This window comes from Pseudoalteromonas sp. SD03 (assembly GCF_040937955.1).
GTDB classification, from domain to species: domain Bacteria; phylum Pseudomonadota; class Gammaproteobacteria; order Enterobacterales; family Alteromonadaceae; genus Pseudoalteromonas; species Pseudoalteromonas tetraodonis.
The window spans coordinates 1,529,420-1,552,937 of sequence record NZ_CP162514.1; the positions used below are offsets into that span (position 1 = coordinate 1,529,420).

General features: G+C 40.7%; 19 protein-coding genes. 12 read left to right on the forward strand and 7 right to left on the reverse strand.

Translation table 11 applies throughout. From position 1 onward, the window contains the following. Window positions 1-14 precede the first annotated feature (14 nt). On the forward strand, window positions 15-2,276 hold the full coding sequence (gene clpA / locus ABZP26_RS07130) for an ATP-dependent Clp protease ATP-binding subunit ClpA (RefSeq protein WP_016899877.1): 2,262 nt from the start codon (window positions 15-17) through the stop codon (window positions 2,274-2,276). Window positions 2,277-2,733: 457 nt separating this feature from the next. On the opposite strand, the gene infA is transcribed toward clpA, so the two are convergent. The 5 genes from infA to trxB form a co-directional block, all read right to left on the reverse strand. Beyond that, on the reverse strand, window positions 2,734-2,952 hold the full coding sequence (gene infA / locus ABZP26_RS07135) for a translation initiation factor IF-1 (RefSeq protein WP_002962494.1): 219 nt from the start codon (window positions 2,950-2,952) through the stop codon (window positions 2,734-2,736). Between the two features lie 90 nt (window positions 2,953-3,042). Continuing rightward, window positions 3,043-3,747, reverse strand: a complete 705-nt coding sequence (locus tag ABZP26_RS07140; protein ID WP_368485542.1) for an arginyltransferase — start codon at window positions 3,745-3,747, stop codon at window positions 3,043-3,045. Next, entirely contained in the window at window positions 3,740-4,456 is a 717-nt protein-coding gene (gene aat, locus ABZP26_RS07145; RefSeq protein ID WP_368485543.1) for a leucyl/phenylalanyl-tRNA--protein transferase, read from the reverse strand. Before aat ends, ABZP26_RS07140 begins: the two co-directional genes overlap by 8 nt. A 180-nt stretch (window positions 4,457-4,636) precedes the next feature. After that, window positions 4,637-7,450, reverse strand: a complete 2,814-nt coding sequence (locus ABZP26_RS07150) for a bifunctional aconitate hydratase 2/2-methylisocitrate dehydratase (protein WP_368485544.1) — start codon at window positions 7,448-7,450, stop codon at window positions 4,637-4,639. A gap of 295 nt (window positions 7,451-7,745) precedes the next feature. Next, complete coding sequence (gene trxB / locus ABZP26_RS07155; RefSeq protein ID WP_008110078.1) at window positions 7,746-8,696, reverse strand: thioredoxin-disulfide reductase; 951 nt, start codon at window positions 8,694-8,696, stop codon at window positions 7,746-7,748. Window positions 8,697-8,972: 276 nt separating this feature from the next. Between trxB and pssA the strand changes: the two genes are divergently transcribed. Next, a complete protein-coding gene (gene pssA / locus ABZP26_RS07160; protein WP_368485545.1) occupies window positions 8,973-10,298 on the forward strand; it encodes a CDP-diacylglycerol--serine O-phosphatidyltransferase in 1,326 nt (441 codons plus the stop codon). Window positions 10,299-10,416: 118 nt separating this feature from the next. Here the strand turns inward: pssA and ald are convergent, their stop codons facing one another. Beyond that, window positions 10,417-11,538, reverse strand: coding sequence for an alanine dehydrogenase (gene ald / locus ABZP26_RS07165; protein ID WP_008110075.1), 1,122 nt, complete (start codon window positions 11,536-11,538; stop codon window positions 10,417-10,419). Between the two features lie 139 nt (window positions 11,539-11,677). Here ald and lrp point away from each other — a divergent pair, with 139 nt between their 5' ends. The 6 genes from lrp (at window position 11,678) to serS (ending at window position 18,493) form a co-directional block, all read left to right on the forward strand. After that, on the forward strand, window positions 11,678-12,157 hold the full coding sequence (lrp, locus tag ABZP26_RS07170) for a leucine-responsive transcriptional regulator Lrp (protein WP_008110073.1): 480 nt from the start codon (window positions 11,678-11,680) through the stop codon (window positions 12,155-12,157). A gap of 197 nt (window positions 12,158-12,354) precedes the next feature. Then, entirely contained in the window at window positions 12,355-14,844 is a 2,490-nt protein-coding gene (locus tag ABZP26_RS07175) for a DNA translocase FtsK 4TM domain-containing protein (protein WP_350607929.1), read from the forward strand. Continuing rightward, window positions 14,844-15,470 (forward strand): outer membrane lipoprotein chaperone LolA, encoded by a 627-nt coding sequence (lolA, locus tag ABZP26_RS07180; protein WP_350607928.1) that lies wholly within the window; start codon window positions 14,844-14,846, stop codon window positions 15,468-15,470. Before ABZP26_RS07175 ends, lolA begins: the two co-directional genes overlap by 1 nt. After that, window positions 15,463-16,806 (forward strand): replication-associated recombination protein A, encoded by a 1,344-nt coding sequence (locus ABZP26_RS07185; protein ID WP_013464762.1) that lies wholly within the window; start codon window positions 15,463-15,465, stop codon window positions 16,804-16,806. Before lolA ends, ABZP26_RS07185 begins: the two co-directional genes overlap by 8 nt. After that, the gene (gene crcB / locus ABZP26_RS07190; protein WP_010389726.1) at window positions 16,799-17,179 is read left to right on the forward strand and encodes a fluoride efflux transporter CrcB; all 381 of its coding nucleotides are present in this window, start codon (window positions 16,799-16,801) and stop codon (window positions 17,177-17,179) included. The genes ABZP26_RS07185 and crcB overlap by 8 nt, the downstream gene beginning before the upstream one ends. A 9-nt stretch (window positions 17,180-17,188) precedes the next feature. Continuing rightward, window positions 17,189-18,493: a serine--tRNA ligase gene (gene serS / locus ABZP26_RS07195; RefSeq protein WP_024601694.1), complete on the forward strand. Its 1,305-nt coding sequence runs from the start codon at window positions 17,189-17,191 to the stop codon at window positions 18,491-18,493. Between the two features lie 202 nt (window positions 18,494-18,695). Here the strand turns inward: serS and ABZP26_RS07200 are convergent, their stop codons facing one another. Further along, the gene (locus ABZP26_RS07200) at window positions 18,696-19,664 is read right to left on the reverse strand and encodes an integron integrase (protein WP_350607927.1); all 969 of its coding nucleotides are present in this window, start codon (window positions 19,662-19,664) and stop codon (window positions 18,696-18,698) included. 95 nt (window positions 19,665-19,759) lie between these two features. Between ABZP26_RS07200 and ABZP26_RS07205 the strand changes: the two genes are divergently transcribed. From ABZP26_RS07205 to ABZP26_RS07220, 4 genes are all read left to right on the forward strand, one after another. Continuing rightward, complete coding sequence (locus ABZP26_RS07205; protein WP_161781329.1) at window positions 19,760-20,689, forward strand: IS1595 family transposase; 930 nt, start codon at window positions 19,760-19,762, stop codon at window positions 20,687-20,689. Window positions 20,690-20,704: 15 nt separating this feature from the next. Next, window positions 20,705-21,397 (forward strand): hypothetical protein, encoded by a 693-nt coding sequence (locus ABZP26_RS07210; protein ID WP_036956898.1) that lies wholly within the window; start codon window positions 20,705-20,707, stop codon window positions 21,395-21,397. A gap of 286 nt (window positions 21,398-21,683) precedes the next feature. After that, complete coding sequence (locus tag ABZP26_RS07215) at window positions 21,684-22,931, forward strand: hypothetical protein (protein ID WP_008130145.1); 1,248 nt, start codon at window positions 21,684-21,686, stop codon at window positions 22,929-22,931. A 131-nt stretch (window positions 22,932-23,062) separates the two neighbouring features. Continuing rightward, window positions 23,063-23,440, forward strand: coding sequence for a hypothetical protein (locus ABZP26_RS07220; protein WP_024602732.1), 378 nt, complete (start codon window positions 23,063-23,065; stop codon window positions 23,438-23,440). Window positions 23,441-23,518 lie beyond the last annotated feature (78 nt).

A 23,518-nucleotide genomic window follows, 5' to 3' on the forward strand; every position in this document is an offset into this window, starting at 1 on the left:
GTAAGGGGTTGCCAATGCTAAATAAAGACTTAGAACTAACTTTGAACACCGCGTTTCGTGAAGCGCGTACACGTCGTCATGAGTTTATGACCGTAGAGCATCTTTTATTAGCTCTACTCGATAATCCATCAGCTGGAGAAGCGCTTAATGCGTGCGGTGTTGACATTTCTGGATTAAAAACAGAGTTACTTGAATTTATTGATGAAACCACACCGGTTATTCCTGATTTAGAAGAAGAACGCGAAACTCAACCAACGCTTGGTTTTCAGCGTGTATTACAGCGCGCGGTATTTCATGTGCAATCTTCGGGAAAAAATGAAGTGACTGGTGTAAATGTACTGGTGGCTATTTTTTCTGAGCAAGAAAGCCAGGCAGTTTATTTACTTAAAAAGAATGATATTTCTCGCCTTGATATTGTTAATTTTATTTCTCATGGGATTGCCAAAGGTGACGACGAATTAGGCGATGATACTGACGATATACATGAAGAAGTGCAAGAAGTTGCCAGTGAAGAAGCGAGTAAGCTCGACAGCTTCACCACTAATCTCAACATACAAGCCAAAGAGGGCAATATTGACCCTCTAGTTGGTCGCGACAGCGAAGTAGAACGCACTGTACAGGTGTTGTGTCGTCGTAAAAAGAACAACCCATTACTGGTTGGTGAAGCTGGCGTGGGTAAAACCGCTATCGCTGAGGGTTTAGCGTATCGAATTGTCAACGAACAAGTGCCTGAAGTTATTGCTGATGCGGTTGTTTACTCATTAGATATGGGCGCTTTGCTTGCAGGTACTAAATACCGAGGCGATTTTGAGAAGCGCTTTAAAAGCTTATTAAAAGAGCTGCAAGCTAAACCAGGCTCTATTTTATTTATAGATGAAATTCATACCATTATCGGTGCAGGTGCTGCATCGGGTGGGGTAATGGATGCCTCAAACTTAATTAAACCGCTACTTTCTAGTGGTCAATTGCGTTGTATGGGTTCTACCACCTATGGTGAGTACAAAAACATTTTTGAGAAAGACCGTGCCTTGGTACGTCGCTTTCAAAAAATTGATGTGCTTGAGCCCAGTGTGGAAGACACCACTAAAATTCTTAACGGCTTAAAAGAGCGTTATGAAGCACACCATGGTATTCGTTACACGCAAAAAGCGTTGAAGGCGGCAGCCGAGCTTAGCGCTAAGTACATTAACGAACGTCATCTGCCTGATAAAGCGATTGATGTTATTGATGAAGCGGGTGCAAGCCAACGCTTGTTACCTACCTCTAAACGTAAAAAAACGATTGGTGTTTCTGATATTGAGCTGATTGTGTCAAAAATGGCGCGTATCCCGCCACAAAATGTATCATCGTCTGATAAAGAAACGCTGAAAAACTTAGACCGTAACTTAAAAATGTTAGTGTTTGGGCAAGATCAGTCTATTGATGCATTAACTTCTGCCATTCGTTTGTCGCGTTCAGGTTTAGCGAATGAGAACAAACCGGTTGGTTCGTTCTTATTTGCAGGCCCAACGGGGGTCGGTAAAACTGAGGTTACCAAGCAATTAGCTAAATGTATGGGTGTTGAGTTTATTCGTTTTGATATGTCTGAATATGTTGAGCGCCATGCGGTGAGTCGTTTAATTGGTGCGCCTCCGGGTTATGTTGGTTTTGAACAAGGCGGCTTACTAACAGAAGCGGTCATTAAAAATCCACACGCTGTTGTACTTTTGGATGAGATTGAAAAAGCCCATCCAGATATCTACAACATTTTATTGCAAGTTATGGATCACGGTACGCTAACTGATAATAATGGTCGTAAAGCCGACTTTAGAAACGTCGTAGTCGTGATGACCACTAATGCCGGCGTGCAAGAAACCACACGTAAGTCGATTGGCTTTAGTGAGCAAGACCATACGCACGATGCAATGGGTGAAATTAATAAAGTATTTTCACCAGAATTTAGAAACCGCTTAGATAACATTATTTGGTTTAATCACCTCGATAAAGAAGTTATTTTACAAGTGGTTGATAAGTTCGTTGTGGAGCTTCAAGCGCAACTAGACAAGAAATCAGTTAATCTTGAGCTGACGTCTAAAGCACGTGAATGGTTGGCTGACAAAGGCTATGACAAAGCAATGGGCGCACGCCCTATGGCACGTGTTATTCAGGAAGACCTTAAAAAGCAATTGGCAAACGAAATACTGTTTGGCGAGCTAATCTCTGGCGGTACAGTAAAAGTATCGGTTAAAGATAAAAAGCTGCGTTTTGATTACGAAAGTGATTTAACCCCAGCCTAATGGTCGTTATACAAAAGCCTGCTTTGCGCAGGCTTTTTTATTTGCCAAAGAAATAGACAACAAAAAACCCAGCAAAGGCTGGGTTTTTTGTTTATTAAATGTAATTACTGGCTACTAGGGTCTGTTGACCTTTCAAGGTTAAATTTGCAGCAGTCTGTTTGGTATTTAGGCAAGGCAGAGCCTATGTAGTGTGGTTATTCCCCATAAATAGGCGATAACGCAGCATCAATGCCAAACAGGCGCTGCCCGAAGGGTTCTGCCTAGGGGCGATTTACTCTTTGTTGCTCGGTTTTTACTTAGCCCACTAGGTTACAAACCTCGCGCCGCGATTAAACCGCCCTTAGTTTGAACAAATTTTAATCCGCAAAGGTCAACAGACCCTAGCATTAATTACATTTAATAAACGCTTAAAGCTAGTTTTCACTAGCCAAAAACTAAATCTCGTTTACGCACTTACTTAGCGAGCACGGAATACGATACGACCTTTCGATAAATCGTAAGGAGTCATTTCTACCGTTACTTTATCGCCGGTTAAAATACGGATATAGTTTTTGCGCATTTTACCTGAAATATGAGCCACAACTACGTGACCATTTTCTAGCTCAACTCGGAACATTGTATTTGGTAAAGTATCAAGGACTGTCCCTTGCATTTCGATTACGTCTTCTTTCGCCATGTTTAGCGTAACACCTCTTTAATAGTTAAACGCTGCAGATTTTGCCCAAAATACGCCAATAAGTAAAGGCGCAGGGGCTATTTTTGTAAATTAAATAGCCAGCCACTGGTCATTGCACTGTTTTTGAGCAGGTAAAAACTGCGTTTTATAGTTCATTTTGTCGCATTCATCTATTTGATAGCCTAAATAAACAAATTGTTTTTGTTGCAGTTTAGCAAATTTAAGTTGCTGTAATATCATCACAGTGCCTAAACTAAAGTGCTCATAGTCAGGGTCAAAAAATGTATAAATTGCCGAAATAGCATTGTCCATACAATCAGTTACAGCAACAGCCACTAAGTTTTCTTGATCCCAAAGCTCTATAAAGGTAATGGTTAACCAACTACAAAACAAAAAGCTTTGAAATTGTGATTTATCAGGTGGATACATACTACCGTCTTGGTGGCGCAAGCTAATGTATTTACTGTAAAGTGGATAGTATTGTTCGCGTTCAACTTGAGAATATTTTACCTCAAAGCGGTTTTTTGCTTTGTTAAGTTTACGTTTTTGCGATTTTGTCGGCATAAACTCATTTGCTAAAACGCGCACAGAACTACACGCGCTGCAAATAGGGCAGTGCGGACGGTAAATTTGGTTACCACTGCGACGAAAGCCCAATCCTAATAATGACTCAAACTTATTGCTGCTGTAACAACTTGGATCGAGTATGACCAACAGTTGCTCTTGACGGTTAGGCAAATAACTGCATTCAAATGGTTGGCTTAGGCCAATACGAGCGGGAAGTTGTTCATTCATAAATCGCTAATAGCTCCTGTGGTTGCCACATGCTGTCAGGTGGGGTGTAACACTGTGCTTTATTAAGTTTAGTTAAAAATTCTTCACGTGGAATAACGCTAGCACCTAACGACATTAAATAAGGATTTTCTAATTGGCAATCAATAAAATGCGCATTATGGCGTTTAAGCCAATTAACCAGCGCCCACATAGCCAGTTTGGAGCAATTTGTTTGATGATGAAACATTGATTCACCACAAAAAACACCGGTTTGCATGATGCCATATAAGCCACCTGCAAGCTCTCCCTCGCGCCAAACTTCTAAACTATGAGCAAAGCCATGGTGATGGGCATTAATGTACGCCTGTTGCATTTGTGGGGTGATCCAGGTGCCATCGGTATCAATACGTTGATCGCGACACGCTTCTATCACTTCTTCAAAGGCATGGTTTATGGTTACGGTGACCGGGTGCTTTTTTAAATGTTTTCGTAGGCTTTTACTAACATGAAAGTCATTGAGCTCAACAATACCGCGCTCACTAGGCGACCACCACATAATTGGCTCGTGCTCACTAAACCACGGAAAAATACCTTGGCTGTAGGCATTTTTTAATCGCGCTACCGATAAGCATCCACCAATGGCAAGTAAACCATCGGGATCATCTAATGCATGGTAGGGATCAGGAAAAGCAAAGTGGCTTTGAGCGAGTTGATAGAGTTGTTTAGTCATAACACCGATTGAATAACTGCATGGTCAAGGTAAAGTGTAACCTGTTGCTTTAAAATCACAAACCACAAATTATTGTGTTGTCCATAGGGTTGAGCAGGGCTTACATTCCTGTTAGGTAAATTTTAGACATAAAAAAAGCGCGTTAAAAAACGCGCTTAATTAAATGGTAAACTAATCGAATTAGCTAACCACTTTTACAGGTACTGCTTGTCCAGCGTTAAACTTAGTTGTCATTGCTTCTTCAACAGGTGTAAACGAGGTAAGGTCAATACCTTCAACCGCAGACTTATACTCTTCGATAGTCGGGAAACGACCAAGTACAGTAGAAAGTACTACAACCGGCGTAGAACCTAGTAGTGACTCACCTTTTTTCTCAGATGTATCGGCTACTACACGGCCTTGGAACAGACGAGTTGATGTTGCGATAACAGTGTCACCAGGTTCTGCTTTTTCTTGGTTACCCATACATAAGTTACAACCAGGGCGTTCTAGGTATAGGATATTTTCATACTTAGTACGTGCCGCTGTTTTTGGTTTTTCATCGTCAAATTCAAAACCTGCGTATTTAGCAAGAATATCCCAGTCGCCTTCCGCTTTAAGCTCATCAACAATGTTGTATGTTGGTGGCGCAACAACTAATGGTGCTTTGAATGAGATAGAACCGTTTTTCTTTTCTAGGTTACGCAGCATATGAGCAATAATTTTCATATCGCCTTTGTGAACCATACACGAACCAACGAAACCTAAATCAACAGGTTTGTCGTTGTAAAAAGAAACAGGGCGGATCACATCGTGAGTATAACGCTTAGAGACGTCATCGTTGTTCACGTCTGGATCGGCAATCATTGGCTCAACGATTTGGTCCAAATCAACCACAACTTCTGCGTGGTATTTAGCGTTGTCGTCTGGAGAAAGTGCTGGCTCTTCACCAGATTGAATACCTGCAATACGTTTGTCAGCTAAGTCGATTAGACCTTGTAGCGTTTGCGCTTCGTTATCCATACCTTTGTTGATCATGATTTGGATACGTGATTTAGCAAGTTCAATTGACTTAATTAGCGTTTCATCATTTGAAATACAGATTGACGCTTTCGCTTTCATTTCTGCAGTCCAGTCAGTGAAAGTAAACGCTTGGTCAGCCATTAGGGTACCAATATGCACTTCAATGATACGACCTTGGAATACGTTTTCGCCACCAAATTGCTTAAGCATTTGCGCTTGCGTTGCATGTACAACGTCGCGGAAATCCATGTGCTTAGCCATTTTGCCTTTAAACGTCACTTTAACTGAATCAGGAATCGGCATCGCTGATTCACCGGTTGCAAGTGCAACAGCAACAGTACCTGAATCGGCACCAAAGGCAACGCCTTTAGACATACGAGTATGCGAGTCACCACCGATGATGATAGCGCGATCATCAATGGTAATGTCGTTCAATACTTTATGAATAACGTCGGTCATTGCATGGTAAACGCCTTTCGGGTCACGTGCAGTGATCAAACCAAACTTATTCATAAACGCCATTAGTTTAGGAATGTTAGCTTGTGCTTTGCTATCCCATACTGATGCAGTGTGACAACCAGACTGATAAGCACCATCAACAAGTGGTGAAATCGTTGAAGCAGCCATCGCTTCTAATTCTTGTGCTGTCATTGGACCGGTTGTATCTTGCGAACCAACGATGTTCACTTTAACGCGAACGTTTGAGCCTGCATGAAGTGGTGTATCAGATAGAACACCTACCGCATTACGGTTAAAGATTTTTTCAACCGCTGTTAAGCCTTGGCCTTCATGTGAAATTTCTTTTGAAGGTGCATACACAAGAGGAGTTTCAATGCCGAGCGTTTCAGCAGCAAACGTTTGTAGTTTCTTACCAAATACTACAGCGTAAGAACCACCAGCTTTCATGAATTCAACTTTTTGCGGTGTGAACGCTGATGATACATCAACAAGCTCTTTATCACCGTTATAAAGCTTCTTCTCTTTAGTATTGATTGTTAGCACAGTACCAGTAGCAACAGAGTAGGCTTCTTCAAGCACAGCGTCACCATTTGCATCAGTTACTGTATTGCCGTCTGCATCTACTTTTTTAACCCAGTTTTTAAGGTCAAGACCAATACCGCCAGTTACATCAACCGTTGTTAAGAAGATTGGTGCAATACCGTTAGTACCTGCAACAACAGGTGCAATGTTGATGAAAGGAACGTATGGACTTGCTTGTTTACCCGCCCAAAGTGCTACGTTATTCACACCAGACATACGAGATGAACCAACGCCCATTGTACCTTTTTCAGCAATAAGCATTACTTTAGCGTTAGGGTGTTTCTTTTGAAGTTCAACGATTTCTTGTTGTGCTTCTTCAGTGATCATACACTTACCGTGTAATTCACGGTCAGCACGTGAGTGTGCTTGGTTACCTGGAGACAGTAAATCAGTTGAGATGTCGCCTTCACCAGCAATGTAAGTTACTACTTCAATTTTTTCTTCGATGTCAGGTAGTTTTGTGAAGAATTCAGCTTTTGAGAAACTCTCTAGTAATTCTTTAGCAATTGCGTTACCTGCTTCGTAGGCCGCTTTTATGCGCTCCATATCAGCATCGTATAAGAATACCTGAGTTTTAAGTACTTCTGCAGCCTGTGCTGCAATTGCTGCGTCATCACCAAATGCTAAATCAATTAGCATTTCAATTGACGGGCCGCCTTTCATGTGTGAAAGCAGTTCAAATGCAAATTCTGGAGTGATCTCTGCAACGTGCTCTTCACCTAAAATGATTTCTTTTAGAAACTGTGCTTTAACGCCCGCAGCACTAGTTGTTCCAGGTAAAGTATTATAAATAAAGAAATGCAGTGAATCTTTACGGTGCTCGTTATTAGTATCTTTAATTTGATTAATTATTTCTGATACTAGTTCAGCGCTATCGATTGGTTGTGGGCTTAATCCAAGCTCCGTTTTACGGGTTTGGATTTCTTCCATATATTTTGTATACAAACTCATAGAAAACTCTCGGTAATTTACTTGATATGAAGTTAAGCATTTTAACTGATTTTACAGTTTCTAGTAATGCCTAAATGAATAAAGCTTTTATTCCTGACGATAATTATAGCTAGTTTTACTTATATAATTTGACGGTATTTGTTGCTCACCCTTAGATCCTATCGCACCTAAGCCATTAATTGTATAAATAAAACTAATTTCAATTATAAGTACAATGAATTTTGGTGTGAGTACAGTTATGTTTGGGCACAAAAAAGGGCTGAAAATTCAGCCCTTTTTTAATTTAGATTCTAAATTACAGATTATCTAAAAAGCGTTCTGCATCAAGTGCAGCCATACAGCCAGTACCGGCAGAGGTAATCGCTTGACGGTAAATATGGTCAGATACATCACCAGCAGCAAATACACCTGGCACACTGGTTTGAGTTGCATTACCGTTAAGACCAGATTCAACCACTAGGTAGCCGTCTTTCATTTCTAGTTGACCTTCAAACATATCGGTGTTTGGCTTATGGCCAATGGCAATAAACACACCCGCTAAATCAAGTTCTTCAGTAGCATCTGACGCCACATCTTTAATGCGAACGCCGGTCACGCCCATTTGGTCACCAAGTACTTCATCAAGTGTACGGTTGTAGTGCATTACAACATTACCGTTCGCAGCTTTTTCAGCAAGGCGGTCAGCAAGAATCTTTTCACTACGGAAACTGTCACGACGGTGAATAACATGAACTTCATCAGCAATGTTAGATAGGTATAACGCTTCTTCAACCGCTGTGTTACCACCACCAACAACCGCTACTTTTTGACCTTTATAGAAAAAGCCGTCACAGGTTGCACAAGCAGAAACACCACGGCCTTGGAAATTAGTCTCAGACTCTAAGCCTAAATATTTCGCAGAGGCACCGGTTGCAATAATTAAAGCATCACATGTGTAAGTACCTTGGTCACCGGTTAGTGTGAAAGGGCGCTTAGATACGTCAACTTTGTTGATGTGGTCGAATACAATTTCAGTTTCAAAGCGTTCTGCATGCTCTTTCATACGATCCATTAATGCAGGGCCGGTTAAACCGTGTGCATCGCCAGGCCAGTTTTCAACTTCAGTGGTGGTTGTTAGCTGGCCACCTTGTTGAATACCTGTAATTAAAACAGGGTTTAAATTAGCACGTGCAGCGTAAACTGCAGCTGTATAGCCTGCAGGGCCCGAACCTAAAATAAGTAACTTACAATGTTTTGCTTCAGTCATGATCTTTTCCTAAACGTTTAATACGGTTTTAATGCGCCCGATTCTAAGAAAAACAAGCAGGAAGTAAATAAAAGATGAGATTATTTTTTTTCGCAAATTCCGAAGCTGTTCATTAATGTGTACTAGCAAATGACTTACAAGCAGTGCTCGACTAATAAATAGACTGTTAGCCAATAAAACGACGTTAATTCATGACCAGCCTGATTTTTTTTGTTATCTTTTAACTAATTTTGATTTGTCACGGCTTAATTATGTGACCTAAGTGAATAGGCAACTATGTTATTTTGGCAAGAGAAACCCGCATTTGGGTTGACTTCAAAAGACGTTAACGTCTTAACCAATGCGCAAGAATACCGTACGCAATTGTTAGATTTAATTGCCAACGCAAAAAAACGAATTTATATCACCACACTTTACTTACAAGATGATGAAGCGGGTCGTGAAATATTAGCCGCACTACACAGTGCATCGTTAGCTAACCCTTCGCTTGAAATTAAAGTACTGGTTGATTTTCATCGCGCCCAACGCGGTTTAATTGGTGCAGAAAAGTCAGAGGGCAATGCAAGCTTATATTGCGACGATTTAGAAAAATTTAATTCAAACGTTCAAGTGTATGGTGTTCCCGTAAAAGCCAAAGAACTGTTTGGGGTATTGCATTTAAAAGGCTTTGTTATTGATGACACACTGCTCTACAGCGGTGCCAGTTTAAATAATGTGTATTTGCAATATAGCGACCGATACCGGCTCGATCGCTACTTTTTAGTATCGCAAAGCGAATTATGTGACTCAGTAGTCGATTTTATTGAATCAACTTTATTAAGTTCTGAAGCGGTACCAAGAATTGATCAACGACCGCTTAAACGTATGGCTGACTTTAAGCTTGAACAAAAGCAACTTATGCGTGAGCTTAAATCGGCAAGCTATAAAAGTGCGCAGAACTTGAATACTCATGCAATGGGCATTCGTTTATTTTTAGGTTTAGGCCGTCGTAATAATGAGCTTAATCGCTTAATTAAAGCGTTATTTGATACCACCGAGCAAGAGCTGGTGTTATACACGCCGTATTTTAATTTTCCGGCGCCATTAATGCGCTCTTTACGCAGGCTATTAAAGCAAGGTAAACAAGTCACTATTGTGGTGGGCGATAAAACTGCAAACGATTTTTACCTGCCACCTAGCGAGCCATTTAGTAAAATTGGTGCGTTACCGTATTTATACGAAACTATTTTACATAAGTTTGTAAAATCGCAAAAACGCCACATAGATAATGGCAACTTAAACGTATACCTTTGGAAACACGAGAGTAACTCGTTTCATCTAAAAGGGATTTGCTGTGACCGTAAAGTGCATTTACTTAGTGGGCATAACCTAAATCCGCGCGCGTGGGGGCTGGATATCGAAAATGGTATTCTGATAGAAGACCCTGAGCAAACGATAATGCGCGATATTGATAATGAACGCCAAGAGATTTTAAAGCATTGTCGCCGTTTAACCGGTCCAGATGATTTAGAAACCATGGACGATTACCCGCAGCCGGTGAAAAAACTGCTTGGTCAAGCTAAGCGCGTAAAAGTCGACTTTATTATTAAACGATTTATATAACATTAGGGTCTGTTGACCACAGACCCTAAAATTTAGATACAAAAAAAGCAGCTAATTAGCTGCTTTTTTAATGCTTATACCTAAATTATGGCTTAGGTATAAGCGGTAACAATAACAGTTACGCGTTTTCTACTGCAGTGCGTGGGTCAACATATTCCATGTTGAACGCTTCAGCTACTTCTTTGTAAGTTACTTGGCCTTTAATTACGTTTAAGCCTTTTAAAAAGTGAGCGTCATCTAGTAGTGCCTTTTTGTAACCTTTGTTTGCAAGGTTAATAATGAACGGCAATGTTGCATTGTTAAGTGCAAACGTAGATGTACGTGGAACAGCACCTGGCATGTTAGCAACACAGTAGTGAACAACTTCATCAACGATGAAAGTAGGATCAGCGTGCGTAGTTGCTTTAGAGGTTGCAATACAACCACCTTGGTCAATCGCAACATCAACAATAGCAGCACCTGGCTTCATTGCTTTAATGTGTTCAGCAGTCACTAGTTTAGGTGCAGCAGCACCTGGGATAAGCACGCCACCAATTACTAGGTCAGCTTCTAATACGTGCTTTTCAAGCGCGTCAGCTGTTGAGTAAATAGCTTTAACTTTGTTACCAAACTGTGCGTCTAGTGCACGTAGTACGTCGATGTTACGGTCAAGTACAACAACCTCAGCACCTAGGCCAACTGCCATTTGTGCAGCGCTACGACCAACCATGCCGCCGCCAATAACAACAACTTTAGCTGGCTCAACACCTGGTACACCACCTAATAACATACCACGACCGTGGTTAGCTTTTTCTAGCGCTTGTGCACCTGCTTGAATAGACATACGGCCAGCAACTTCACTCATTGGCGCTAAAAGTGGTAAACCACCGCGTGAATCAGTCACAGTTTCATAAGCAATACAGATTGCTTTACTTTTAACAAGGTCTTCAGTTTGTGGAAGATCCGGTGCAAGGTGAAGGTAAGTGAAAAGAATTTGGTCTTCACGTAACATTGCACGTTCAACAGCTTGTGGCTCTTTTACCTTGATGATCATTTCTGCTTTTGCAAAAACATCAGCAGCTGTTTCTAAAATTTCAGCGCCTGCTTGAACATAATCATCATTTGTAAAACCAATGCCCATACCAGCGTTAGTTTCAACAATCACTTGGTGGCCGTGATTTACAAGTTCGCGAACACTCGCAGGAACCATACCTACACGGTACTCATGGTTTTTAATTTCTTTAGGTACACCAATAATCATAATTTTGCCTTGTTAGAACGGGATAAAAATTTTTCACTATTATATTCACGCTAGGGTAGTGTGTCCCACCTTTTTTTAAGCCCCTTGTAGTGTTAGTATCTGTAAAATTAATTTTATTAGAATAAAAAACTAAAAAGCTATGCATAACTTATTAGACCGTATTGATCGCAAAATTTTAGTCGAATTACAACTTGATGGCCGCCTGTCAAATGTTGAACTGGCCCGACGAGTTGGCCTAAGCGCCACGCCCTGTCTAGAGCGAGTGAAAAAGCTTGAACGAGAAGGGTATATTTTAGGCTACAAAGCGGTGGTTGATCCCGCCAAGCTTGGTCAAGGGCTTTCTGTGTATGTGGAAGTAACCATTACCAAAACATCGCCCGACGTATTTGAAGAGTTCAGTGCCGCTGTTAGAAAGCACGAAGAAATTATAGAATGTCATTTGGTTTCGGGTAATTTCGACTTTTTATTAAAAACCCGGGTTAACGATATGTCAGAATACCGAGGCGTGCTCGGTGATATATTATTAAAGCTGCCTAATGTGAGTGAAAGCCGCACCTATGTAGTCATGGAAGAAGTAAAAGGTGAAGAGGGTGTCGTTATTCGTCCTTTTGTTGCTTAATGACAGAGTAACAGCCGTTAATATACTTTTATTGTTGCAGCCAACTTTGCTTTTTTTAATTAGTGTACGACTAAATAATAAAAACTTGTTCATAATCAGGCCATCATGGTTAAGATAAAGTGCATCAAAATACATTTCCTGCTAAGGTATTCTATTGCCAAGTGAGTGTAAAAAATAATAATGAGGGATAGGTAATTATGCGCCTAAACGGTGTACAAAGACTATTAGAAACGGGGCTCATCGTCAGCACCTTTGCAGCGGTATTTATTTTATGTGCTTTAATTAGTTTTCATCCTGCCGATCCTGCTTGGTCGCAAACGGGTGAATTTACCAACGTACAAAATATTACGGGTACAGCGGGCGCGTGGGTGGCCGACATACTATTACTTACCTTTGGCTGGCTTGCCTATTTTGTGCCAGCGGCTATTCAGCTGCTAGGTTACTTGGTGTTTAAGCAGCCACACCGTATTTTACAACTCGATTACACCACACTTGGATTACGCATTATTGGTTTTGCGCTGTTTATTACCTCAGCAACCGCTATTAGCAGTATTAATTTTGATGATATTTATAACTTTTCATCCGGTGGGGTAGTGGGTGATGTGATTGCATCAGCCATGATGCCAGCGTTTAATTTTACCGGTACCTCTATTTTACTACTGTGTTTCTTTTTTGCAGGCTTAACACTGTTAACGGGTGTGTCGTGGGTACAATTTGTTGATTACTTGGGTGATTTAATTGTTAGGTTATACCGCTTTTTGGTGACCTATGCCCGGGGCTGGATGCAACGCGAACGCATTGCAGGTAAAGTACAAGACGAGCAACCCGATGCTTATTTTGAAAACGATACACGCCAACAAGAACCTGAGCTTGCTAATAAAGTAGCAGACAAACCAAAAGCAATTGATAAACCAGCAACTAAGGTTAATGCCCCTCAAGACGACGAATTTATGCCGTTTGACGAGCTTGACCAAATACTCGATCAAGAAATTAGTTTCAGCGCCATAGACGATGAACCTATGGACACAGAGGCAGCACTTAACGCGCTGGATCAAAGCCCTGTGGTTGAACCTGAAAAACCAGCCACAACCGTGGTTTCACCAGCAAGGCCAATTAACAAGCCAAAATCAGGGTTTCAACCGCCGCTAACTGCCAAAGAGAAGTTTGAACAATTATTAGAGCAAGAGCCACCTCCGGGGCCATTGCCATCATTGGATTTACTAGACAGACCCGACAAAGCAAAAAACCCAATTTCGCAAGAAGAGCTTGATAGCGTATCGCGCCTTGTAGAAACAAAACTACTTGATTTTAACGTACAAGCAACCGTGGTTGGGGTTTACCCGGGGCCTGTTGTTACTCGTTTTGAGCTTGATTTAGCACCGGGTATTAAGGTGTCTAAAATTACTGGGCTTTCAAAAGATTTAGCGCGTTCACTTTCGGCAATTAGTGTGCGCGTGGTTGAAGTTATTCCGGGTAAAACCTATATCGGTATTGAGTTGCCTAATAAATACCGTGAAATTGTACGTTTATCAGAAGTCATAAACGCGCCTAAGTTTGAGCAAAACCCATCGCCACTGACCATGGTGCTAGGTAAAGATATTGCAGGGCAACCTGTGTGTGCCGACCTAGGTAAAATGCCACACTTACTGGTAGCTGGTACAACCGGTTCAGGTAAGTCAGTGGGCGTTAATGTAATGATATTAAGCTTACTGTATAAATCGGGCCCTGAAGATGTACGTATGATCATGATTGACCCGAAAATGCTTGAGCTTTCAGTTTACGAAGGCATTCCGCATTTATTGTGTGAAGTTGTAACCGACATGAAAGAAGCGGCTAACGCACTGCGTTGGTGTGTAGGTGAAATGGAACGCCGCTATAAGCTGATGTCGGCTTTAGGTGTACGTAACTTAAAAGGTTACAACCAAAAAGTAATGGAAGCCAAAGAAGCGGGCTACCCAATTATGGATCCATTATTTAAAGACACCGACGGCATGAAAGATGGCCCAGATGAGCTGGATAAATTACCTAGCATAGTGGTGGTTATTGACGAGTTTGCCGACATGATGATGATTGTAGGTAAAAAAGTTGAAGAGTTAATTGCCCGTATAGCGCAAAAAGCGCGTGCTGCGGGTATCCATTTAATTTTGGCAACGCAGCGTCCGTCGGTTGATGTAATAACCGGTTTAATTAAAGCGAATATACCTACACGGATGGCGTTTCAGGTATCAAGTAAAATAGACTCGCGTACCATACTTGATCAACAAGGCGCTGAAAACTTATTAGGCATGGGTGATATGCTTTATTTACCGCCAGGTACCAGTGTGCCAGAGCGTGTGCATGGCGCGTTTGTAGACGACCATGAAGTACATGCCGTGGTAAACGATTGGAAAGCCCGTGCTAAACCAAATTACATAGACGAGATTTTAAATGGCGATGCCACGGAAGATATTCTATTACCAGGGGAAGCCAGTGAAAATGGCGATGAAGAGTCAGATCCGTTATACGACGAAGCGGTCGCCTTTGTAATAGAAACCGGTAAAGTATCGGTATCGTCAGTGCAACGTAAATTACGTGTAGGCTATAACCGTGCTGCACGTTTAGTAGAACAAATGGAAACATCAGGTATCGTGAGTGCACCAGGACACAACGGCGCGCGCGATGTATTAGTACCTAATGGAGCAAATTAATGAAAAAATTAAGTAGTTTATTATTGGTATTGGGCAGTTTAGTGGCGATGCCAAGCTTTGCTGACGACAGCCAAGTATTACAAGATAAGTTATCGACCTTAAAAAGCTTTAAAGCACAATTTAAACAGAACGTAACCGACGGTGAAGGCCAACTGGTAATGCAAGGTCAAGGCAATATTGCGTTGCAACAGCCATTAATGATCCGCTGGCAGCAAACTAACCCAGACGACACTTTATTTGTATCAAACGGCGATAAAACCTATTACTTTGATAGCTTTGCTGAGCAAGTAACCATTATGAAAACCAGCGGTTTAATTGACTCAACGCCGTTTATATTGCTCACCTCTAAAGACCCTGCGCAATGGGAAAAATACAGCGTGATCGCTACTGACTTAGGCTTTAGCATTACCCCAAATAAAGGCGTAGAAAGCCAAGTAGAGCAGCTTGATATTACTTTTGCTGATAACGAGCAAGGGCTTGCAAAACTGGTAGTTAAAGATAATTCAGGCCAGCTGTCTGCGTTTACATTTAGCAATGCACAGGTTAATACTGAGCTTGATAAAACAACTTTTGAATTTACCCCGCCAGCGGGTGTAGAAATAGACGATCAGAGTAACGGTGAGTAATTTAGGATTTAACTTTGGGCCCGATGTGCGCCCACTCGCTGCGCGTATGCGCCCTTTATCGCTTAACGATTACATAGGGCAGCAACATTTACTCAGCGCTGATAAACCTCTTCATCAAGCGATAGTAGCAGGGCGCTGCCATAGTTTAATTTTATGGGGGCCGCCGGGGGTAGGTAAAACTACGCTGGCGCAAATTATTGCCAACCATGCCGACGCTGAACTAATTCAAATGTCGGCAGTAACCGCTGGCGTAAAAGATATTCGCGATAGCGTAACCCAAGCGCGCGATAACTTACAAAGCCGTGGTCAGCGCACTTTGATGTTTGTTGACGAGGTACACCGCTTTAATAAGTCTCAGCAAGATGCGTTTTTACCGCATATTGAAGATGGCACTTTTATATTTGTAGGCGCCACCACCGAAAACCCCTCGTTTGCGCTTAATAATGCAATTTTATCTCGCGCAAGGGTGTATGTATTAAAATCCTTGCAGGAAAGCGATTTATACACAGTAATAGAGCGCGCACTCAAACAAGACGAACAACTTAGCCAAAAGCAAATCGTGATTGCAGATAACGCCAAACAAGCGCTGTGCCAAGCAAGCGGTGGCGATGCACGTAAAGTGCTTAATTTACTCGAGCAAGCAGTTGATTTAACCACCGAGCAAAACGGCAAGTACAACGTAGACGAACAGGTACTGAGCCAAGTACTGCCCACCCATTTAGCCAAATACGATAAAGGCGGCGATGAATTTTACGATTTAATTTCGGCGTTTCATAAATCGGTGCGAGGCAGTTCGCCAGATGGTGCGCTTTACTGGTACTGCCGTATTTTAGCCGGTGGCGGCGACCCGCTTTATGTTGCAAGGCGCTTACTAGCAATTGCTACAGAAGACATCGGCAACGCCGATCCACGAGCGATGGAAGTGGCTTTAAACGCATGGGATATTTTTCAGCGTGTTGGCCCAAGCGAAGGTGAGCGCGCCATTGCACAGGCCACTTTGTACTTGGCTAGTGCACCTAAAAGTAATGCGGTTTATATGGCGTTTAATCAAGCCAAACAAGACGCTAAAAACGAGCCAAGCTACCCAGTACCAGAGCATTTACGCAACGCCCCCACTAACTTAATGAAAGACTTAGGTTATGGTGCAGAGTACCGTTATGCGCATAACGAAGAAGGCGCATTTGCTGCTGGCGAAAAATACCTACCGCCAGAAATGGATGGCAAACAATACTACCAGCCAAGTGATCGTGGACTTGAGCAAAAAATTAAACAAAAGCTCGATTATTTAAAAGAGCGCGACGCACAAAGCCCAATAAAACGTTATGAGCATGATTAAACTTTACATGATGATAGCCCTTGGCGGAGCGTCAGGAGCCTGTTTACGGTTTTTTATTAGCGAAACCATGCTAAAACTCCTCGGTAGGGGATTCCCTTTTGGCACGTTGACGGTTAATATTCTGGGTTCATTGTTGATGGGCATTTTATACGGTTTAATAGATAAACAAGTTATTGCCGTCAGTCCTGCTAAAACCCTCATCGGAATTGGCTTTTTAGGTGCGTTAACCACCTTTTCAACATTCTCAATGGATTCGTTGTTGTTATTACAACAAGGTCACTTTATTAAAATGGCCCTCAATATCATCTTAAACGTGATGGTGTGTATTTTTATGGCTTGGCTGGGCCTTCAGCTAGTAATGCAAAAAGGTTAAAAAACTAACATGTTAGATTCTAAATATTTACGTCAAGATGTCGAACAAACTGCAGCACGTTTAGCCGCACGTGGTTATGAGCTAGATGTAGCGGTAGTGACTGAACTTGAAGAAAAACGCAAAACATTACAAGTAAAAACGCAAGAACTTCAAAGTCAACGTAACGCCAGTGCTAAAGCTATTGGTCAAGCAAAAGCAAAAGGCGAAGATGCACAGCCATTGCTAGACGCAGTTGCTAACTTAGGCAGCGAGTTAGACGCAGCTAAAGCTGAGCAAGACGAAGTGTTAGAAGCAATTAAACAAATTGCCTTAGCAATTCCAAACTTACCGGACGAGTCGGTACCAGAAGGCGCTGACGAAGACGACAACGTAGAAATTTTAACTTGGGGTACACCAAAAAAGTACGATTTTGAAGTTAAAGACCACGTTGACGTAGGGCAAGACCTAAACGGCTTAGACTTTGAAATGGGCGTTAAAATTAGTGGCGCACGTTTTACCGTAATGCGCGGCCAAGTAGCGCGTATGCACCGTGCACTTACCCAATATATGCTAGACACCCACACAGATAAAAACGGCTACACAGAAATGTATGTACCGTACTTGGTTAATAGTGCAAGCCTTTACGGTACCAGCCAATTACCTAAGTTTGCGGGCGATTTATTTCACACGTTAGGGCTAGTGAACGATGATGGCGAGCAGCAAGCTGGCTTTAGCTTAATTCCTACAGCAGAAGTACCGCTTACTAACAGCGCACGTGATGAAATTTACGAAGAAAGCGATTTACCTATTCGCCTAACAGCGCACACGCCATGTTTTAGAAGTGAAGCAGGCAGCTACGGTCGCGATACACGCGGTTTAATCCGTCAACACCAGTTTGATAAAGTAGAGCTTGTACAACTTGTAAAACCAGAAGATTCAATGCAAGCACTCGAAGAGCTAACAGGCCATGCTGAGCAAATTTTACAAGCGCTAGAATTGCCATACCGTAAAGTGATTTTATGTATGGGCGACATGGGTTTTGGCGCAGCTAAAACATACGATTTAGAAGTATGGTTACCAGCACAAGACACCTATCGCGAAATTTCATCATGTTCAAACATGGTTGATTTCCAAGCGCGCCGTATGCAAGCTCGTTTTCGTCGTGAAGGCGCTAAAAAACCAGAGCTTTTACACACACTAAATGGTTCAGGTTTAGCGGTAGGGCGTACACTTGTAGCCATACTAGAAAACTACCAACAAGCCGACGGCTCAGTAGTCGTACCAGAAGTATTACGCCCATACATGGGTGGACTTGAAGTGATTGGTAAAGCGTAAAATACTAGCTGTCAGTTTTTTGCTATAAGCTTTAGAAAGAAAGCCGCTGTTTGTAATTAACAGTGGCTTTTTTTGTTGACCAGGGTTCAGTTAGCAAGTTAGCGAGTTGTGAGATTAAAGTTTCTGCTCACCTGTAGATACAAGGGCGTGCTTTAGCGCGTTTATTTTTGATAAGGACCAATTTGTACTTTTCTAACCAGCTTTATAACCTAGAAAAAGGACTAATTACGCCATTAGCACCTTGTTGTAAAACATGCGTATAAATTTGTGTTGTTTTAACGTCCGAGTGACCCAACTGAGATTGTACGGTCCTTATGTCAGCTCCGCTTTGTAGTAAATGAGTTGCAAAGGAGTGGCGTAAAGTATGTGGCGTGATAAGTTTGGTTAACTTTGCCATTCTTACAGCCTTTTTAATCGCCTTGCGAACGCCTGTTTGGTGAAAATGGTGCCGTCTTATTTCTCCAGTTTCAGGATCGGCACTTAATTGATGAGACGGAAATAAATATTGCCAGCCTAAAGACGTATTAGCAGCCGGATATTTCTTTGCAAGTGCATGAGGCATCCAAACGCCAGCATATTGCTCATTGTGTGAGTCTAATTGTAAGTATTCATCAACCTGTGCGATCTGATTTCTAAGTAAAGGGATTAACTCAGTGGCAAGCGTCACAATCCTGTTTTTATTGCCTTTACCATTCCATATTCGAATACTCTTATAATCAAAGTCAATATCTTGAACCCTTAGCTGAACAGCCTCCATCACTCTTAGTCCACTACCGTACATTAGCCCAGCAATAAGATAGTAACGTTTACTTAAATGCGACATGAGCACTTTAACTTCTTCTGGCGTCATCACTATGGGTAACTTGGGCTGGCGCTTGCTTCTGATAAAAGTTAAGTCTAAACATAACTCGTTTTTAATAATGTGTTTATATAAAAAAACTAATGCATTTAAAGCAGTGGCTTGAGTTTTAGGCGCTACGTTTTTTGTTAACACAAGGTAGTCCAAATAGCTGACAACTTCGTTATTTCCCATTGAAGCAGGATGTCTTTTTTTATGAAAATGAATATAAGAAGCAATCCACTTTAAATAGGTATTAATGGTCCTAAGTGAGTATTGTCTAACTAACATATAGTCAGAAATGTAATTCAAAAATGGTGATTGTGTTTTCATAAATATCCTAAAACTTTGACTGTATATATATGGCGCTGATCCATTTCTGTGTTGGTTTGCTATACTAAGTAAATCAAATCATGTTAGGAGCGTCCATGAATAATACTCAGTTTGCCAATCTTCAAACAAAACTAGAAGATCTAACTTTTGTTCAGTTGAAGCGTCTCCGACAGCACCTCGAAGAAATGATCTCTTCGAATCATGTAGGTAAAGCTATCGCTGTGCATGAGGAAGGCGTAGGCGAATGTGCCCATTGTGGTAGCGATGAGTTCACAAAATACGGAACAACAGCACGAGGGCAGCAGAGATACAAATGCAAAGCTTGTGTTCGAACGTTTAATTCACTTACAGGTACTCCGTTATCTGGCATGAAAAAACAAGATAAATGGCACCAGTATTCTGAAGGCATGTGGTTTACAGCCAAGATCAGAGAAGCAGCAAGTGAGCTAGGTATTAATGTTAAAACCGCTTGGCGTTGGCGTCATCAGTTATTATCTAAACCAAGACAAAGAAAGCCTTCAGAGCTTCATGGGATCATTGAAGCCGATGAAACCTTTATTAACGAGTCGTTCAAGGGTAAACGCAAGTTGGAAAGACCTCCACGTAAGCGTGGTGTTAAGAGCCATAACATACCTAAAGTACCAGTTATGCTTGCATTAGATCGCAACGGTGCTGTCACTCACTGCGTCTTGCAAAGAAACACAAGAGAAGAGCTGGAGAAATCACTAGCACCAGTATTAACACCTGAGAGTGTATTGTGTACCGATGGCAATTTGTCATATCAAACTATCGTTAAAAACCTTCCTTTTGAGCTTGATCATAAACGCCTTATAGCTATTGATAATCAAAGAGTTATAGATGGCATCTATCACATACAAACACTAAACAATTGGATGATGCGCTGGAAACAGTGGCTAAGGCAATTTAATGGGGTTGGCACAGATTATCTTGATAACTACATCGCTTGGTTTAGGCAAATGGAGCAGTCACAAGAAGACGATAGCTGGGTCGTTTTAGCACTATAAATATTTGGAGTTTTAATGAAGATACTTAAGATATTGATCATTGTTTTTATTACGTTTTTTATAGCTTCATTTGGTTACTTTAAAAAAGATGCCATTGCTTGCGAACTGATAGGGGTAACACACTTCAATGAAGTGTCACCAGATTTTTATGTTGACCAAAGTATCGACACTTCGAAACAAGTTGAGCTGTCTCATGCTGTAGAATCAGCATTTAAAAGGGTTTCGGATATCTATGGCACTCCCACTTCCAACCCTAGAATCATTGCTACAGCCGAAACAAAATATGCCAAGTTCGGATTTAACCCCACAGGTATGCAAAACTCTGGTTTATTTAGGGAATGTATATTTCTAGGCCCTAAAGGACTAAACACTGATGTAATAGCCCATGAACTTGTTCATGCAGAAGTCAGACACAGAACAAACCTGTTTGTTGAACTAACTCAATTACCTGCTTGGTTCATTGAAGGTACAGGGATCAAAGCAGATTACCGAAAGCCATTTTTATTAGAAAACATTGATGTGAAAAATGATGACGTAGATGAGATCAAATCGGTGTTTTACCTTAGTGACTTCCCAAACACCAAGGTAAAGTATTATCAAGCATCGCTAATCGCTGTAGAGCCGATGAACCCAAAGGACATGTATAGAGGCTTAGAAAGGTTGAACAATGGTGAACAGTTTGAGGACGTTTTTGACGAATTCTTTTAATTGTTGATTAATATTGAAATTTTATTCTATCAACACAGAAATGGATCACAGCCATATATATACAGTTATAGCTTGGATGCCCCTATAGTCAAGAAATCGACCCGATGGGTCGTTTTTGTCGGTTCCTAGTAAAATGTTAATTAGTTATATATTTGATATAGAATAATAAAAGATATTTTGTTATTAATATAGATATGATACTACAGAACCAATGTTGGGTAAAAAACGACCCTTAGGGTCGATATTAAATTGTTATGTAAATATACAAATAATTAAGAGTGGGGATATGAGTCAAGATTTAAAATCAATAATTGATGGTTATAAAAGTGATGAGGAGACGGTTTATAATAGCTGGTTCGTAAATAATGACGAACGACTAAAAGCATTTAGAACTATCCGTAGGGGTGTATTTGATGTAATACAGGATATTAAAAATGGAAGTTTTGGGAATGATTTTAAAGGTTCATCTTTAGAATTTGTTTTAAACTGTATCACGGAACAAAAGCAAGTATTTAAAGGAGCATCGCATCCCTTTTACTGGAAGCCAAAATTACGAATACCTGATATTTATGAAAATGAGGAAAATAAAGTTGCATTTGGCCAATTCTTGGAAAAATGCATAAATGCCACAAAAGAAGAACAAATAATTAAGGAAATAATCTTATTAGATCAACGGAAAATTAAAGGATTAGGTCCAGCAGTTGCAAGTATTCTTTATTTTTTACATCCCACTATCATACCTCCATGCAATACTGCTATTGTTAATGGATTCAATACGCTCTTCAAAGATAAAGTAAAGCTCGGGTCGTGGTCAGATTATCTCAGGATGAGAGAAATTATAATAGAGAAAAATGATGAACTAAAGTCTGAGTTATCGAATGACTTGGGTGCTTTTGCAGGGCTTTTATTTGATGTTGGCGAAAAGAAATTACTGATAAGTGACGATCATCTTTCTGATGAAGAACGAACAAAAATAGAAAAGAAAATAAAAAAACGGCACAAAGAAGTTGTAAGTGAAATGGAGGAAGAAGATCTCCACACTGAAATGCAACATCGCATTCTCACTATCGGAAATTCAATTGGTTATGATGTTATTGCCGCAGCAAACGACAAATCAAGATGTCATAATGGTAATAGCTTGTCTTTTATCTGCGTAGATAAGTTTCCAGAAATAGACGTTGATAAAGACACTTATAAAACAATAACACTTATTGATGCAATTTGGTTTGAAAAGGATTCAAATAAAATCACTTGTGCTTTTGAAGTGGAAAAAAGTACATCCATCTATTCTGGGATATTAAGATTAACTGATCTTTATTATTCATTTCCAAATAACCTACCATCTTTGTACCTTATCATTCCTGACAAGCGGGAGAAAGAAGTAATATTGCAGCTACAGAGGCCATCGATTAAAAATAGTGACATTGAAATTCATTACATACTATTCAGTGATTTAAGAAAAGATTGTGATGCAATTTGCAAGTTTGGAGAAGATAAAGATATTCTCAAAAAAATATCAAAGGTGGTAAATTGAAATTATTACATAACAAACTCATCCAGCAGACTGCCAAAAGTGTCGCGAATTTTGCAAAAAACGCAAAAAGTCGCGCCACTTTCGTCAGCGGCTGATGAGGGCGTTAGGTAACAAATCAGGTGTATAGAATCATGGATAGAGTAGTAATTTTCGTTTTGTGTTTCTGCCTATTTATAGGTGGTGCAACTCACATATTCGATAATTTATATTATGGATTCTTGCCTTATAAATTTGCTCCTGAATGGGTTAATATTTATTGGACAGCGTTGGCTGTTATAGATATTGTGGCTGTTTACTTGTTAGTTAAATGGCGTAACGCTGGTTTGGTGTTAACACTGGTTATAATGCTTAGTGACGTAGCAATTAATTCTGTTGCTTTTTATTCATTAAACGTTCTTTCGGATAGTTCTGCTTTACAACTTCAAACATTGTTTCTAGGTTTCTGTATTGGTTCTTCTATTTGGTTATGGCAGTCAAAAAGTAAGGCTAACGTGGTAAATGTTACCTAACAAACAATTAAACAAGGACAAAAACCGTTGGTTTTGCTCCTTCGTCGCTTATTTTAACCAACTATTTTTTGCCTGTTA

Bases quoted from the DNA above. Each gene is read 5' to 3' on its own strand.
- ABZP26_RS07215 (WP_008130145.1), top strand. From the start codon at position 21,684: ATGAGTCAAGATTTAAAATCAATAATTGATGGTTATAAAAGTGATGAG.
- ABZP26_RS07220 (WP_024602732.1), top strand. From the start codon at position 23,063: ATGGATAGAGTAGTAATTTTCGTTTTGTGTTTCTGCCTATTTATAGGT.
- aat (WP_368485543.1), bottom strand. From the start codon at position 4,456: ATGACTAAACAACTCTATCAACTCGCTCAAAGCCACTTTGCTTTTCCT.
- ald (WP_008110075.1), bottom strand. From the start codon at position 11,538: ATGATTATTGGTGTACCTAAAGAAATTAAAAACCATGAGTACCGTGTA.
- clpA (WP_016899877.1), top strand. From the start codon at position 15: ATGCTAAATAAAGACTTAGAACTAACTTTGAACACCGCGTTTCGTGAA.
- ABZP26_RS07210 (WP_036956898.1), top strand. From the start codon at position 20,705: ATGAAGATACTTAAGATATTGATCATTGTTTTTATTACGTTTTTTATA.
- lolA (WP_350607928.1), top strand. From the start codon at position 14,844: ATGAAAAAATTAAGTAGTTTATTATTGGTATTGGGCAGTTTAGTGGCG.
- ABZP26_RS07205 (WP_161781329.1), top strand. From the start codon at position 19,760: ATGAATAATACTCAGTTTGCCAATCTTCAAACAAAACTAGAAGATCTA.
- ABZP26_RS07200 (WP_350607927.1), bottom strand. From the start codon at position 19,664: ATGAAAACACAATCACCATTTTTGAATTACATTTCTGACTATATGTTA.
- ABZP26_RS07150 (WP_368485544.1), bottom strand. From the start codon at position 7,450: ATGAGTTTGTATACAAAATATATGGAAGAAATCCAAACCCGTAAAACG.
- crcB (WP_010389726.1), top strand. From the start codon at position 16,799: ATGATTAAACTTTACATGATGATAGCCCTTGGCGGAGCGTCAGGAGCC.
- trxB (WP_008110078.1), bottom strand. From the start codon at position 8,696: ATGACTGAAGCAAAACATTGTAAGTTACTTATTTTAGGTTCGGGCCCT.
- infA (WP_002962494.1), bottom strand. From the start codon at position 2,952: ATGGCGAAAGAAGACGTAATCGAAATGCAAGGGACAGTCCTTGATACT.
- ABZP26_RS07175 (WP_350607929.1), top strand. From the start codon at position 12,355: ATGCGCCTAAACGGTGTACAAAGACTATTAGAAACGGGGCTCATCGTC.
- ABZP26_RS07140 (WP_368485542.1), bottom strand. From the start codon at position 3,747: ATGAATGAACAACTTCCCGCTCGTATTGGCCTAAGCCAACCATTTGAA.
- pssA (WP_368485545.1), top strand. From the start codon at position 8,973: ATGTTATTTTGGCAAGAGAAACCCGCATTTGGGTTGACTTCAAAAGAC.
- serS (WP_024601694.1), top strand. From the start codon at position 17,189: ATGTTAGATTCTAAATATTTACGTCAAGATGTCGAACAAACTGCAGCA.
- lrp (WP_008110073.1), top strand. From the start codon at position 11,678: ATGCATAACTTATTAGACCGTATTGATCGCAAAATTTTAGTCGAATTA.